The organism is Pseudomonas lundensis (assembly GCF_002269125.1).
Taxonomy (GTDB): domain Bacteria; phylum Pseudomonadota; class Gammaproteobacteria; order Pseudomonadales; family Pseudomonadaceae; genus Aquipseudomonas; species Aquipseudomonas lundensis_A.
The window spans coordinates 18,293-33,079 of sequence record NZ_NQKI01000035.1; the positions used below are offsets into that span (position 1 = coordinate 18,293).

14 protein-coding genes are annotated in these 14,787 nt (G+C 56.8%); 8 read left to right on the forward strand and 6 right to left on the reverse strand.

The genetic code is table 11. The features are described 5' to 3' along the window. The first annotated feature begins 57 nt into the window (after positions 1–57). The 3 genes from relA (at position 58) to CJF39_RS18385 (ending at position 3,802) form a co-directional block, all read left to right on the forward strand. Positions 58–2,310: a GTP diphosphokinase gene (gene relA / locus CJF39_RS18375; RefSeq protein ID WP_094994723.1), complete on the forward strand. Its 2,253-nt coding sequence runs from the start codon at positions 58–60 to the stop codon at positions 2,308–2,310. Between the two features lie 90 nt (positions 2,311–2,400). Next, positions 2,401–3,234 (forward strand): nucleoside triphosphate pyrophosphohydrolase, encoded by an 834-nt coding sequence (gene mazG, locus CJF39_RS18380; RefSeq protein ID WP_094994724.1) that lies wholly within the window; start codon positions 2,401–2,403, stop codon positions 3,232–3,234. A gap of 22 nt (positions 3,235–3,256) precedes the next feature. Continuing rightward, positions 3,257–3,802 (forward strand): DUF2058 domain-containing protein, encoded by a 546-nt coding sequence (locus CJF39_RS18385; protein ID WP_047276399.1) that lies wholly within the window; start codon positions 3,257–3,259, stop codon positions 3,800–3,802. 785 nt (positions 3,803–4,587) lie between these two features. Here CJF39_RS18385 and CJF39_RS18395 read toward each other — a convergent pair. The 5 genes from CJF39_RS18395 to purM form a co-directional block, all read right to left on the reverse strand. Continuing rightward, positions 4,588–5,262 carry a DUF4225 domain-containing protein gene (locus CJF39_RS18395; protein ID WP_094994748.1) on the reverse strand — a complete coding sequence of 225 codons (675 nt, stop codon included), beginning with the start codon at positions 5,260–5,262 and terminating at the stop codon, positions 4,588–4,590. 44 nt (positions 5,263–5,306) lie between these two features. Beyond that, complete coding sequence (locus CJF39_RS18400; protein WP_094994725.1) at positions 5,307–5,792, reverse strand: Hcp family type VI secretion system effector; 486 nt, start codon at positions 5,790–5,792, stop codon at positions 5,307–5,309. A 153-nt stretch (positions 5,793–5,945) separates the two neighbouring features. Continuing rightward, positions 5,946–6,665 carry a DUF3108 domain-containing protein gene (locus CJF39_RS18405; protein WP_094994726.1) on the reverse strand — a complete coding sequence of 240 codons (720 nt, stop codon included), beginning with the start codon at positions 6,663–6,665 and terminating at the stop codon, positions 5,946–5,948. A gap of 8 nt (positions 6,666–6,673) precedes the next feature. Then, positions 6,674–7,324: a phosphoribosylglycinamide formyltransferase gene (gene purN / locus CJF39_RS18410; RefSeq protein ID WP_094994727.1), complete on the reverse strand. Its 651-nt coding sequence runs from the start codon at positions 7,322–7,324 to the stop codon at positions 6,674–6,676. Beyond that, positions 7,324–8,382 carry a phosphoribosylformylglycinamidine cyclo-ligase gene (purM, locus tag CJF39_RS18415; protein WP_047276389.1) on the reverse strand — a complete coding sequence of 353 codons (1,059 nt, stop codon included), beginning with the start codon at positions 8,380–8,382 and terminating at the stop codon, positions 7,324–7,326. Before purM ends, purN begins: the two co-directional genes overlap by 1 nt. A gap of 383 nt (positions 8,383–8,765) precedes the next feature. Here purM and CJF39_RS18420 point away from each other — a divergent pair, with 383 nt between their 5' ends. The 5 genes from CJF39_RS18420 (at position 8,766) to CJF39_RS18440 (ending at position 13,347) form a co-directional block, all read left to right on the forward strand. After that, positions 8,766–9,791: a DUF2066 domain-containing protein gene (locus CJF39_RS18420; protein WP_094994728.1), complete on the forward strand. Its 1,026-nt coding sequence runs from the start codon at positions 8,766–8,768 to the stop codon at positions 9,789–9,791. Positions 9,792–9,824: 33 nt separating this feature from the next. Further along, positions 9,825–10,898: an AI-2E family transporter gene (locus tag CJF39_RS18425; protein ID WP_094994729.1), complete on the forward strand. Its 1,074-nt coding sequence runs from the start codon at positions 9,825–9,827 to the stop codon at positions 10,896–10,898. 227 nt (positions 10,899–11,125) lie between these two features. Then, entirely contained in the window at positions 11,126–11,830 is a 705-nt protein-coding gene (hda, locus tag CJF39_RS18430; RefSeq protein ID WP_047276383.1) for a DnaA regulatory inactivator Hda, read from the forward strand. A gap of 210 nt (positions 11,831–12,040) precedes the next feature. Further along, positions 12,041–12,664 carry a C40 family peptidase gene (locus CJF39_RS18435; protein WP_094994730.1) on the forward strand — a complete coding sequence of 208 codons (624 nt, stop codon included), beginning with the start codon at positions 12,041–12,043 and terminating at the stop codon, positions 12,662–12,664. Positions 12,665–12,807: 143 nt separating this feature from the next. After that, positions 12,808–13,347, forward strand: coding sequence for a C40 family peptidase (locus CJF39_RS18440; protein WP_094994731.1), 540 nt, complete (start codon positions 12,808–12,810; stop codon positions 13,345–13,347). A gap of 67 nt (positions 13,348–13,414) precedes the next feature. Here CJF39_RS18440 and CJF39_RS18445 read toward each other — a convergent pair whose 3' ends face one another. Then, positions 13,415–14,722, reverse strand: coding sequence for a PQQ-dependent sugar dehydrogenase (locus CJF39_RS18445; RefSeq protein ID WP_094994732.1), 1,308 nt, complete (start codon positions 14,720–14,722; stop codon positions 13,415–13,417). Positions 14,723–14,787: the final 65 nt, after the last annotated feature.

Consider the following 14,787-nt stretch of genomic DNA (forward strand, 5'->3'; position numbering starts at 1 on the left):
GGATTCGGGCCGGTGATTTCGGCGCATTGAATGTGCGCCGTAGGGAAGGTAAGCAAGATGGTACAGGTCAGAGCACACCAGCCGATCAACACCGACGGCAGTCTCAACCTCGAGGCATGGCTTGATCATGCCGTGAGTGTGGATGTCGCGCTGGACCGTGAAGCCTTGAAAGAAGCCTGTGAGTTTGCACGCGAGGCCGAACAGCAAGCGAACGCCGCGAAAAACCTGTGGACCGAAGGCACCTCGAGCTTTCGCACCGGGCTTGAAATCGCTGAAATTCTCGCGGATCTGAAGCTGGATCAGGATTCGCTGGTCGCGGCGATTCTCTATCGCGGCGTGCGTGAAGGCCAGATTCAGCTCCCCGCCGTTACTCAGCGATTCGGCCAAGTGGTGGCCAAGTTGATTGATGGCGTACTGCGCATGGCCGCGATCAGCGCCAGCCTGAGCCCGCGTCAGTCGATGGTGCTGGGCACCCAGGGCCAAGTCGAGAACCTGCGCAAAATGCTGGTGGCCATGGTCGATGACGTGCGCGTCGCGCTCATCAAGCTGGCCGAGCGCACCTGCGCCATTCGCGCCGTCAAAAACGCCCCGGATGAAAAACGTAATCGCGTCGCACGCGAGGTGTTCGATATTTACGCGCCATTGGCGCACCGCTTGGGCATTGGCCATATCAAGTGGGAGCTGGAGGACTTGTCCTTCCGTTACCTTGAGCCTGAGCAGTACAAGCAGATCGCGACTTTGCTGCATGAGCGTCGTCTCGATCGCGAGCGTTTCATCTCCGAGGTCATGAATCAGTTACGTACGGAGCTGGAAGCCACCGGGGTTGATGCTGACATCAGTGGCCGGGCCAAACACATCTATTCCATCTGGCGCAAAATGCAGCGCAAGGGTCTGGCCTTCAGCCAGATCTATGACGTGCGTGCCGTGCGGGTGCTGGTGCCCGAAATGCGCGATTGCTACACCGCGCTGGGCATCGTCCACACCTTGTGGCGTCATATCCCGAAAGAATTCGACGATTACATCGCCAACCCGAAAGAGAACGGCTACCGCTCGCTGCATACCGCCGTGATCGGGCCGGAGGGCAAGGTGCTTGAGGTGCAGATCCGCACCCACGCCATGCACGAAGAGGCCGAACTCGGCGTGTGCGCGCATTGGCGGTACAAGGGCACTGACGTCAAGGCGGGCTCCAACCAGTACGAAGAGAAAATCTCGTGGCTGCGCCAAGTGCTGGAATGGCACGAGGAACTGGGCGATATCGGCGGGCTGGCCGAGCAGTTGCGGGTCGATATCGAACCGGACCGTGTCTATATCTTCACCCCGGACGGGCATGCCATCGATTTGCCCAAGGGTGCGACACCGCTGGACTTCGCGTATCGGGTGCACACCGAAATCGGCCATAACTGCCGTGGCGCCAAGATCAACGGGCGTATCGTGCCGCTCAACTACAGCCTGCAAACGGGTGAGCAGGTCGAGATTATCACCAGCAAGCACGGCACTCCGAGCCGCGACTGGCTTAACCCGAACCTGGGTTACATCACCACGTCGCGGGCGCGGGCCAAAATTGTGCACTGGTTCAAGTTGCAGGCGCGTGACCAGAACGTGGCCGCGGGTAAAACCCTGCTTGAGCGCGAGCTGGGCCGCTTGGGCCTGCCTGCGGTGGATTACGAGAAGCTGGCCGACAAGGCCAACATGAAAACCGCCGAGGACATGTACGCGGCACTGGGCGCGGGCGACTTGCGTCTGGCGCAGTTGATCAATCTTGCGCAGCAAATGGTCGAGCCCGAACGCGGCAACGAGCAGATGGAGCTGATTCCACGCAAGGCCACAGGCTACAAGCCGGGCAAACGCGGCGACATCCAGATCGAAGGCGTGGGTAACCTGCTGACGCAAATGGCCGGTTGTTGTCAGCCGCTGCCCGGCGATGCCATCGTCGGGTACATCACCCAGGGGCGTGGCGTGAGTATTCACCGTCAGGATTGCGCTTCGGTGCTGCAACTGGGCAGTCGTGAGCCGGAGCGGATGATTCAGGTCAACTGGGGGCCGATCCCGGTCTCCACCTACCCGGTGGATATCGAGATTCGGGCGTACGATCGTTCCGGGTTGCTGCGTGACGTGTCGCAAGTGCTGCTCAACGAGCGGATCAACGTATTGGCGGTCAACACCCGCTCGAACAAAGAGGACAACACCGCGCTGATGTCCTTGACCATCGAGATTCCGGGGCTCGATTCGCTGGGGCGTCTGTTGGGAAAAATCTCGCAACTGCCCAACATCATTGAAACCCGGCGTATCGGGCGCAGTGAGCCGCGATAAGGTCTGAGGAACCCCGCTTTCAGCCACTGGAGGCGGGTAACTGGCGTTGCGTGCGGCCCTGCTCATAGCGTTTTGTAGAAGAGATCCGTGATGTACAACCTCGACGATTTGCTTCACCTCATGGCCCGGCTGCGTGACCCGCAGTACGGCTGCCCGTGGGACATCAAGCAAACCTACCGCACGATCGTGCCTTACACCCTTGAAGAGGCGTATGAAGTCGCGGACGTCATCGAGCAGGGCGACTTCGAGCACTTGCAAGGCGAGTTGGGCGACTTGTTGTTTCAAGTGGTTTATTACAGCCAGTTAGCCCGTGAAGAAGGGCGCTTTGAATTTGCCGGGGTCATTGACAGCATCACCCGCAAGCTCATCCGCCGCCATCCCCATGTATTTCCGACGGGCGATCTGTATGCCCCGCTGGACGTGCCGCGCCTGAGCGAAGAACAGGTCAAGCAGCGTTGGGATGAAATCAAGGCTCAAGAACGGGCCGAAAAAGCGTCGGCGCCCCATCAGTTGTCTTTGCTCGATGACGTGCCCGTGGCGTTGCCCGCCTTATCGCGGGCCGCCAAATTGCAGAAGCGCGCCGCTCAGGTAGGCTTCGACTGGCCTGCGGCCCTGCCGGTGCTGGACAAGGTGCGTGAAGAACTCGACGAAGTGCTGGAAGCCATGGCGGACAACGACTCGACTGCCATCCATGACGAGGTCGGTGACCTGCTGTTTTCCGTGGTGAATCTGGCGCGACACCTGAAAGTTGACCCTGAAACGGCCTTGCGTGGGGCAAATGCCAAATTTGACAGGCGTTTCAGGTTTATCGAGCAGGCATTGCGCGATACCCTGCGACCCATTGAAGATTGCACCCTTGAAGACCTGGACGCCCTCTGGGGTGAAGCCAAGCGCCAGGAAAAGAATTTACCCAGCTGCGGCTGAGTTTGCCTAAGTGAGTAAGTAGATGAGCATTTCCCTACGCGACCAGTTGCTCAAAGCCGGACTGGTCAACGAGAAACAGGCCAAGCAGGCCGGTAAAGAAAAGCAGAAGCAGCAGCGTCTGGCCCATAAAGGCCAGATCGAGCTGGATGACACTCAGCAGCGCCTGGCGGCCGAAGCCAAAGCCGAGAAGATCAAGCGCGACCAGGAGCTGAACCGTCAGCAACAGGAGAAGGCTGAACAAAAGGCCCGTGCCGCTCAGATCAAGCAATTAATCGAAGTTTCGCGCTTGCCCAAGCTCAGCACTGAGGACTACTACAACTTCGTGGACGACAAGAAGGTCAAGCGCCTGTCGGTCAACACGCTGATGCGCAACAAGCTGGCCAATGGCTCGCTGGCGATCGTGCAGCATCAGGGTGGCTACGAAGTTATCCCGCGTGAAGCGGCATTGAAAATTCAGGAGCGCGACCCGCGCCGGATCGTGCAGCTCAACATTCTGGTTGAGCCGAAAACACCTGAAGAAGACGATCCGTATGCGGCGTACCAGATCCCAGATGATCTGATGTGGTAAGCACGCCTTCATGGCTGTCATAACAAACCCCGCTTCGGCGGGGTTTGTTGTTTTCAAGAGGGTCGTATCAATGCTTCAGGACCGGCGCTGTTGCGCTTCCAGCTTTTCCAGCTCGGCCTTGTAGTCCCGGGCGTCGCTTTCGCGGTGGAACATACCGACCAAGGCTGTTTTTGACATTGCTGACGATTACATGATTGGCTGCGTAGAGTCTCAGCTCGCGTCCAAACCCGCTAAAGCAGACACAACCCGTCGCCGGAGCATGTTTACGCTACACGTGCACCTCCAACAAGCTCGGCTGACGTGGTACTCAGCTCAGAGTGAAGTGCTTCCCTGCGGAGTGCGATTTGGCTTTCCTTCAGGGATATCAACCTTCAAAAGCAGTGGTGGAAGGTATGCGATGGCGGCCCTTGATCAAATGATCCTATCGCTCCCTCGGCCTGCTCACACCTCTTGGCGAGACTGATTGGATGTGAGTTTATTTTCGGTAAAACCATCGCTTGGGCTCATATTGGGTGGGGATACAGGCTGTATGGAGAAAGATACTTACAAATGCGATCCATCCAACTGCATCATTATCCTTAAGGATAGGTTTTAGTGCAGGAAAGATAATGTCATATCCGTACTTCACTGTGCTCATATGGAAAGATCCAACAAAAAGAGTTAAGAGCAAGCATAAAAAAAACCATCGCCATTTGAATTTTTTACCAGAGAAAAAGCGTGAAAAAAAATATAAAGAGGACAGTGCTGTCAGAGAGAGTGTTAGGTATAAAAAGGAAACTAGAGTGCTATTTATCATTGTTTTTGTGCTCTTGGTACATTGATCTACCTGTCACGCTATCGCTAATCCCTTCGAATACAAGAGCGCGACTCCCCATTATTTTATATGACCTGGCGTAATCGGTTTTTATATACCTGAATAGGCGCCAGGCATCTGGTTTTAATACCATTCTTCCTACGGCATATGCAGAAAGTCCCAAATCAGCCGTGCCATAGGCCATATTCCCATCATGTGCGCTGCCGCCGAGTAGTTTAGCGCCCTCGTGATAAAGCTTTCTGACGGGGCCTTGGGTATCAGAACGACTCTCTAAGAGGTTACGACTGTTTTCATAAAGATTATTAGCACCATGGGCCATCATGGGTGCGCCTGCAACTACGCACAGGATACCTGCTGAGGCGTAACAGATCCCGACCCCTGCGGCAATTTGAAATGCCCCGGCGATTGCTCCCACGCCTTTTTGAGCAATTTCCATTGACTGGTTCAGCAGGCTTCTCTGTTCGTTTTCAATATCTTGTAAGCCCTGCTCAGGGCTTTTTTTGCCCTGCGAGACATCATCAACAATGCTTTTGGCATAGTAAGCGACTTCGCGATTGAACTGTAATCGCAGTGCGCCGTCCTTAATGTGCCGGACACCCAATGTGCTGGCTTGGCTTCCAAGCTTTCCAGCTGCGGCACTGACCATCCAATAGTCACAGCTACCAGGCATACAACTTTCAATGGTTGGCTTCACTCGTATTCCCCCCACGTACTGTATCCGCTGGTGCCGGCAGAATGGTGGGTCCACGTGATGTCTCGATAACGGATGGCGACATGTTCTTGCGGTTCTGCATCGTGCAGCAAAATAGCGTGAGGCATTTCAAATGTCAGGTCAGCAATAATTCCGCTATTCATCGAGATAGAATAAAATTTCTCCTGCTTTCCATAGGGCGAAACGCGGTAAAAGCTGATGATGCAGTTTATTTCTTCTCTACTTGAGAGTGCTTGAGCCAGTAGCGGCGAAGATTTATCAATATTTTTGGATATGATAATTGGATGATGTGTTGGTTTATTAATATTGCCGACATTGGCCATATTATGGTTGCAGGACAGCACCATGATTTCATCAGTATGCGCTGTCTGATACTTATTACCCATGGAGTCCTGGGTTGAACAGCCCGCCGAAATCAGGCCTTGAGCCTTGCCGGTGATCGTCATGTAACCATGGTTAGCCATACGTGCCACTCTTTGTAGTTTTCGAGCATCCTATTGCAAGAGTTAGAGGCAAGTTGTAGGGGGGTTCTGAAAAGTTTCATCTTTGCCGGGGTTTCAAGGTCAAAAAAAACCTCGCCGGAGCGAGGTTTTTTGTCTGGCACTGTCAGTCGCGGCTCATTCGCCTTTGACTGTCTTGCCGTCCACCGTGCCGTCGAGCAGCATGATGTTGTATTCCTTGCCGTCTTTTTCGACCTGACGCAAGGCAACCAGCAGGCCATCCCATTGCTTGGCGAACCACATTTCGGTGATGCGCTTGTTCTGGGCTGGATCGCGCACGCGCTCAACCTTGATGGCGTTGATTTTACCGGCTTTGGTGGTGACTACTTCGGGGCCGATTACGCGGAAGTCGTAAGTGTCTACTTCGTCGCCATCAACCACCTGGTAGCTCATCGACTTTTTGCCGGCCAGTACGTCGCGCTGCAGGGCCAGTTGGTACGTCGACTTGTCGAGCATGCCGGTCAGCAGTTTTACCGTCACAGGCGTCTTGTTGTCGGTCCCGGTAACCGTCATGTCCTTCCAGTTGAAGTTCAGGTCTACATTTTTGACTTTACCCAAGCCTCCCCGTTCGAAGTGATAGCTCAGAGGAACCGGCTGGTCTTTTTCCAGCTTGAGTTTGCTTACTTCGCTCAGGCTCGCTACCAGCATCGAGGCCTTGAAGTTCAAGGTCCAGACGTTGTCTTTTTCTTTATCTTTGACCAGGCTGCGTTCCGCGGAGCCGCTCATCGGCAACTGTTTCCAGTCGGCGGTGTAGCTGGCCGTGAAAGGCTGAAGATCGGCCGCTTGCACTGCTGGGATGGCTAGCAGGCTAAGGGCAAGGAGCAGGGCACGACGCATAAAATCTCCTAGATTTGTATCTGGTGGCCGCTGGCCGGGAGTAATTGACCGTCCAATAATGCACCTTGTTCGTCGAGAGACAAGCGGCCCTCGGCAAACCAGCGCACTGCAAGGGGGTAAATCCGGTGCTCCTGGGCGTGAACCCGTTGCGCCAGACTGCTTGGCGTGTCTTCAGGCTCGACAGGTAGCACTGCCTGTACGACCAGAGGGCCGCCATCGAGTTCCTCGGTTACGAAGTGCACGCTGCAACCATGCTCACGATCCTGCGCTTCCAGTGCACGTTGATGCGTGTGCAGGCCTTTGTGTTTGGGCAATAAAGACGGATGGATATTCAGCAGGCGCCCCTGATAATGGCGCACGAAGTCAGCGCTGAGTATGCGCATGAAGCCGGCCAGTACCACCAGGTGCGGATTGAAAGTGTCGATGATTTCGATCAGTGCAGCATCGAAGGCCTCGCGGCCCTCGAATGCTTTGTGATCCAGAACGCGGGTGTCGATCCCCGCGTTCTTGGCGCGTTGCAGGCCCGGTGCGTCAGCGCGGTTGGAAATCACCGCGCGCAGGGTGGCCGGGCTAGCCTTGATGTCATCGCTGTCGATCAAGGCCTGCAAGTTGCTGCCTGTGCCGGAAAGCAGCACCACTACATCACACGTGTCAGGCATCAGTGTGCCTTGAGGTTTTGTAGCTCGACTTGCGCAGCGCCTTCTGCGGCGGTTGCGATCTGGCCGATGACCCAAGGCTGTTCACCGGCTTCACGCAGCACGTTCAGAGCGGTTTCTACGTCAGCCTGAGCCACGCAGATCACCATGCCGACGCCGCAGTTCAGTACGCGGTGCATTTCGGTTTCGGCCACGTTGCCTTGTTCCTGCAGCCAGTCGAATACCGCAGGGCGCTGCCAGCTGGCCACGTCCACCACGGCTTGGGCGCCTTTAGGCAGCACGCGCGGAATGTTGTCGAGCAGGCCACCGCCGGTGATGTGCGCCATGGCCTTGACCACGCCGGTTTCCTTAATCAGCTTGAGCAGCGGCTTCACGTAGATGCGGGTCGGGGCCATCAGCAGGTCGGTCAGCGGCTTGCCGTCGAGCTGGATGTTTTCGATGTCTGCACCGGACACTTCGATAATCTTGCGGATCAGCGAGTAACCGTTGGAGTGCGGGCCTGAAGACGGCAGGGCGAGCAGGGCGTCACCGGCAGCCACTTTGGAGCCGTCGATGATTTCGGATTTTTCGACCACGCCAACGCAGAAACCTGCCAGGTCGTAGTCTTCGCCTTCGTACATGCCTGGCATTTCAGCGGTTTCGCCGCCTACCAGCGAGCAGCCGGACAGCTCGCAACCTGCGCCGATACCGGTTACCACCTGGGTCGCGGTTTCAACGTTGAGTTTGCCGGTGGCGTAGTAATCGAGGAAGAACAGTGGCTCGGCGCCGCACACGATCAGGTCGTTCACGCACATGGCCACCAGGTCGATGCCGATGCTGTCGTGTTTGTTCAGGTTCAGGGCCAGACGCAGCTTGGTGCCAACGCCGTCGGTGCCGGAGACCAAAACAGGCTGCTTGTAACCGGCAGGAATTTCGCAGAGGGCGCCAAAACCGCCGAGGCCGCCCATCACTTCCGGGCGTGCAGTGCGCTTGGCCACGCTCTTGATGCGTTCGACCAATGCTTCACCGGCGTCGATGTCTACACCGGCGTCTTTGTAGCTCAGGGATGGTTGCTTGCTCATAATCCAGGCCTTTAGGGGGGATTCGGGGAGGTCGACCGATCTCAGAGGGCCCGCTGGCAAGTGCTCATCGCTGTGAATGAAGCATTTGCCGGGTGCCCGGCTGTCGCCGGTCTGCGAAGGCGCGCGATTTTATCAGGCTTGAAGGGCAGCGGCCATCCTCGGGCCGACGGGCAGGGTTATATAGCGCGAAAAAAACCTTTTTTAGTCGTACTGGCCGCTGCGGGCAGGCCTGTATAAGGTATACGGGTTCACTTTTGATTTTTTATGACCGCGTGAAAACGCTGCCGCCGCGGTGAATGATTTGGCTTGCGCCCTGTCTGAAACCTGCAGCAGTGGATTTATCGGGTCTTTCAAGACTGCTTTTTTGTCGTCAGGAATATTTCATGCGTTTTCATCACCTTTTAGCCGCAGGCTGTTTGTCCTTTTTTAGTCTGGCGAGCCATGCCGAAATTCTGACCAATTTGTATCAAGTGCGTGAGCCGGTGAGCAGTCAGTCTCCCGAAGAGCGCACCCAAGCCACGCAAAAAGCATTGGAAACACTGGTGATCCGCCTGACCGGCGATGCCAAGGCGCTGCAAAATCCTGGTCTGGAGCCGGTGCGTAAAGACCCCCAGCAAATCATTCGTCAATACGGATATGACGCCGGGCCGCCCGAAAGCCTGCAAGTGGATTTCGATCCTGTGAGCACCGAACGTGCGTTGCGGCAGGCGGGCCTGTCGTTGTGGGGCAGCAATCGCCCGGCGTTGTTGAGCTGGTGGCTGAGCGACTCGGTTGAAGGCTCAAGCCTGGTAGGTGACGGGCAGTCGGCCGCCGAACCCCTGCGCCGTGCAGCGCAACACAGGGGTTTGCCCTTGCGTTTGCCGCTGGCTGACTTGAGTGAGCAACTGGTCGGCACGGTCGACAATATTGAAGGCTCCAATCCTGCCCCGTTGCGTGAAGCATCCGAGCGTTATGGCGCCGATGCGTTGCTGGCGGTACATGCCCGTGAAGAGGGCGGCCAGTGGCAAGCTAAATGGCGCATGTGGCTGGGTGATCAACAAGAGCAGGGCAGCGCGCAGGCGGCGGATCAGGCGGCACTGGCCGATGCAGTGATGCTGGCCGTGAGTGAGCGCCTGGCGCCGCGTTACGTGGTCAAGCCGGGCGTTTCCACTGAGCAGTTGCTGGAAGTGCAGGGCATGACCCTAGAGCGTTATGCCTCGCTGGGGCGTTTGCTTGAACCGTTTGGTGGGCAACTCGTGCGCATGGACGGCGACCGTAGCGTGTATCAGGTCAATGGCAGCGCCGAGCAGTTGCGCTCTCAATTAGGGCTGGCGCATTTGCAGGAAATCCCGACGAGTGAAAGCGCTCCGGTGACTGAGGCGGGTCAGACGCCCGCTACGCCTGCCGCGCAGCTACGCTTTCGCTGGTAGGTTTTTCTCTTCTATATAAAGGATGGACGCTTGATGACGGATTCGCGGCGATGGGTATGGTGGGGCATGGCGCTGGTGTTCGCCCTGTTTGTGTATTTCTTGCATCCGATACTCACGCCGTTTCTGGTTGCTATCGTACTGGCGTACATGTTCGATCCTGTGGTGGACCGTCTGGAGAAGTTCGGCTTCTCCAGAACCTGGGGCGTCGTGACCGTATTTGCGCTGTTCACGGTGATCGTAACGGGGCTGGTGCTGATCCTGGTGCCCTTGCTGGCCAAGCAGTTGATGAAGCTCTATCAACTGGCGCCCCAAGTGCTGGACTGGTTGCAGCACACGGCGGTGCCGTGGGCGCAAAGCAAATTCGGCCTGAGCGACGGCTTCTGGAAGTTCGACAAGATCAAGGCCGCTATCACTGAGCATATGGGGCAGGCGTCCGATATCGTCGGGGTGGTGCTGTCGCAGGCCACGGCGTCCAGCCTGGCGCTGATCGGCTTTTTGGCCAATCTGGTGTTGATCCCGGTGGTGGCTTTCTACCTGCTGCGCGACTGGGACATCATGCTGGCCAAGATCCGTGGCTTGCTGCCGCGCGACCGCGAAGAACAAATCGTTTCGCTGGCCAAAGAGTGCCATGACGTACTCGGCGCGTTTGTGCGTGGGCAGTTGTTGGTAATGCTTGCGCTCGGGGTGATTTATTCCGCAGGCCTGATGCTGGTCGGGCTGGAGCTGGGGTTGTTGATCGGCTTGATGGCGGGTATCGCGGCCATCGTGCCGTACATGGGGTTCATCATCGGCATTGGCGCGGCATTAACTGCCGGGCTGTTCCAGTTTGGTGGTGATCTGTACCCGATGCTCGGGATCGTGGCGGTGTTCATGGTCGGCCAGGCGTTGGAAGGTACGGTGCTCACGCCTTTACTGGTGGGTGACAAAATCGGTATGCACCCGGTGGCCGTGATTTTTGCGATTTTGGCCGGGGGTGAACTGTTTGGGTTTACCGGGGTGTTGCTGGCTTTGCCGGTCGCCGCCGTGATCATGGTGCTGGTCCGCCATGTGCAGGACATGTACAAGGAGTCGCAGGTGTACAAAGGCGAGGAAGACCCGGAGTTATAGGTCTCGTCACGTGAGAAAAAGGCAGGCCGGTCGTTTGACGGACCTGCCTTTTTTGTTGCACCGCATGGCCCGTTGGAATTGGAAAAAACTCAAATAATCCAAGGCCTTAACGCAAACCTTTGATTTTGCTCGTGGTCTGTTACATTGTGCGCCCGGCTACAACGGGTATAAACTTTGCAAACTTTACACAGAGGCCACTAACGGTTCGTTTGAACTGTTCAGTCAGCATGAAACCGATTCAGCTGCCCCTAGGTGTGCGTCTGCGTGATGACGCTACCTTCATAAACTACTATCCAGGCGCCAATGCCGCTGCACTCGGCTATGTCGAGCGTCTATGCGAAGCCGACGCCGGCTGGACAGAAAGTCTGATTTACCTGTGGGGCAAGCATGGCGTAGGACGTACGCACCTGTTGCAGGCAGCCTGCCTGCGTTTTGAACAGATGGGCGAACCTGCTGTGTACCTGCCGTTGGGCGAATTGATGGATCGCGGCATCGAAATCCTCGATAACCTCGAACAGTATGAGCTGGTGTGTCTGGATGACCTTCAGGCAGTCGCCGGTCGCGCGGACTGGGAGGAAGCACTGTTCCACCTGTTCAACCGTCTGCGCGACAGCGGGCGACGGCTGTTGATTGCGGCTTCGGCGTCACCGCGAGAGCTGCCGATCAAACTGGCTGACCTCAAATCCCGCCTCACCCTGGCCCTGATCTTCCAGATGCGACCGCTGTCCGACGAGGACAAGCTGCGTGCTTTGCAGTTGCGAGCTTCGCGTCGTGGCCTGCACCTGACCGACGAAGTCGGGCACTTTATCCTCACCCGTGGCACCCGCAGCATGAGTGCGCTGTTTGACCTGCTGGAGCAGCTCGATCAGGCCTCTTTGCAAGCCCAGCGCAAATTGACCATCCCTTTCCTGAAAGAAACCCTGGGCTGGTAAACACGCCGTTTCAAGCCGTTTCGACAAATGACAGGCGTCAGAAAACCCGCGTGCCAGAAGGGTGGCAAACGCAGAATTTATCGTCAGGGGTGTAAAACCTTAGATGTCATGACAAAACTGGCGAGTCACATTTAGATCGATTGAATTTGCAAATGAGGATCATAGTTGGCATAGTCGCGGCTACTTTTCCCACAAGCCACGGTCGTGCCCATGCTAAATCGCTTCGCACCCCTCGTGCCCCTCGCACTCGTTACCCTGTTATTTGGTTGCGCTGCGCACTCGCCAGTGTCTCAGCAAGTGGTCGACCAGCAGGCTCATAAGTCATCAGTGTCCCAGGATTCCGCTCTTTATCAGGAAGAACTGGCGACCGAAAAAGAACTGGCGCAATTCTCCGAGAACAGCAAGCCTTACGAGTTGCCAGCGTTGGCTGACAGCATTCTTGAGCGTGGCATGTCCCTGATCGGTACCCGTTACCGTTTTGGCGGCACCTCGGAAGCAGGCTTCGACTGCAGCGGCTTTATCGGTTATCTGTTCCGCGAAGAGGCTGGCATGCAATTGCCGCGTTCAACGCGCGAGATGATCAACGTTGATGCGCCGCTGGTTGCTCGCAACAAACTCAAGCCGGGTGACCTGCTGTTCTTCAGCACCAACGGCCGCGGTCGTGTCAGTCACGCGGGGATTTACCTGGGTGATGACCAGTTCATCCACTCCAGCAGCCGCCGCAGCGGTGGTGTGCGTATCGACAAGTTGGGCGATACCTACTGGAGCAAAACTTTCATTGAAGCCAAGCGTGCACTGGCCATGGCGCCAACGAGCGTAATCGCCCGCAAGTAAAGTTAAAGCTTCACTTGAAGTTTGGCCTCTAAGGGCTAGAATTCAGTCGCATTGTTAAATTCCTGAGCCGCGAAGGTATTACCTGTCGCGGTTTCAGGTTTCGCGGCCGAGTTGCCGTATCCAGAATCAGGAACGTTCTGTTTATGTCAATCATGGCCCGCTTCTCAGTTTTGACTCTAGCAGCCCTGCTCAGTGCTTGCGCCAGTAACCCGCCGCCCGCCCCAGTGGCCAAAAAGCCGGTGGTATTTGCCAATCCCTCTGAAGATTTCTCGCCCATCGCCGCCGATGTGTTGTTCCGTGCGCTGGGTCTGGTGGGCACGCCTTATCGTTGGGGCGGCAACACCCCTGACTCGGGCTTTGATTGCAGTGGCCTGATCAAGTACGTCTACAACGACGCTGCCGGGATTTCGTTGCCGCGCTCGACCCGCGAGATGATCGTGATGAGTGCGCCGAATGTGGGTAAAGACAAGCTGCAAACCGGAGACTTGCTGTTTTTCGCTACCAGTGGCGGGACGCAAGTCAGTCATGCGGGAATTTACGTGGGAGAAGGGCGCTTCGTACACGCGCCAGCCACCGGCGGTACCGTCAAGCTCGACAGCCTGTCCAAAGCCTACTGGCAAAAAGCCTACCTGAATGCCAAGCGTGTACTGCCAACCGAGCAGCACCTGGCCCGCAATCCTTAAGCGGGCCTGTTATACAGAGAGAGGCTGTGATCACACAGCCTCTTTTTCTATTCCGGGCAGCAGTACCTTACTTCGCGGACACCCGCCAGATCTTGTTGCCGACATCATCTGCCACCAACAGATCTCCTTGCTTGTCGATCACTACGCCCACCGGACGGCCCATCGCTTTTTCATCGGCGGTGAGGAACCCGGTCAATACATCCATCGGCATCCCGGTCGGTTTGCCATCGGCAAACGGTACGAAAATGACTTTGTAACCGCTATGGGGTTTGCGATTCCATGAGCCGTGCTGGCCGACAAAAGCCCCTTCGGTGAAGTTCGGCAACTTGCTGCCGTCGGCAAAGCTCAACCCTAATGAAGCGGTGTGCGGGCCGAGTGCATAGTCAGGCGCTATGGCTTTTGCTACTTGCTCAGGGTTTTGCGGATTCACCCTGGCATCGACGTGTTGACCGTAATAGCTGTAGGGCCAGCCATAAAAGCCACCGTCTTTGACAGACGTGATGTAGTCCGGCACCAGGTCGCTGCCAATCTCGTCGCGCTCATTGACTGCCGTCCAGAGTTTACCGGTCGACGGTTCCCAGCCCATGCCATTGGGGTTGCGCAAGCCGGACGCGAAAATGCGGTGGCTGCCGGTGGTGGGGTCCACTTCCCAGATCGCCGCGCGGCCTTCTTCCTTGTCCATGCCGTTCTCGCCCACGTTGCTGTTAGAGCCAACGGTCACGTAGAGCTTCTTGCCATCGGGGCTGGCAATCACGTTTTTGGTCCAGTGGTGGTTCAGCGGGCCGCCTGGCAGGTCGACCACTTTGGTCGGCTGAGCGCTGATGCTGTCTTCACCGGCTTGGTACGGGAAGCGCAGCAGTTTGTCAGAGTCGGCCACGTACAGATCGTTGCCGACCAGGGCCATGCCAAATGGCGAGTTCAGGTTCTGCAAAAACACGCTGCGGGTTTCGGCGATGCCATCGTGATTGGCATCGCGTAATAGTGTGATCCGGTTCGCACTGGGCACGCCCGCGCCAGCTTTACCCATGACCTTTTCCATCACCCAGCCGCGAATCCCTTTACTGCCGTCCGGTTTGGGCGGGGCATTGGTTTCCGCCACCAGCACATCGCCGTTGGGCAGCACATACAGCCAGCGCGGGTGATCAAGGTCCTCGGCAAAGGCGCTGACCTGCAGGCCTTCGGCAGCAATCGGCTTGGCTCCCTGCGACCAACCCACGGCGGGGGCGATATTGACCGTCGGGATCAGCGTCTTGTTAGGTTCAGGCAGCTTGGGCGACGGGCCAGTGCCATCCGCCACTTGCAAAGTCGAACTCTCACCACAGGCGGCTAATCCTGCTGCAAGTACGATGACAACAGCGTGCTGGCGCTTGAGCATGTGAATCTCCATGAGTAGGGGTGTAAGTGATAGAGAAGCTTGGCGAGGCAAAGGTTCAGGGTAAT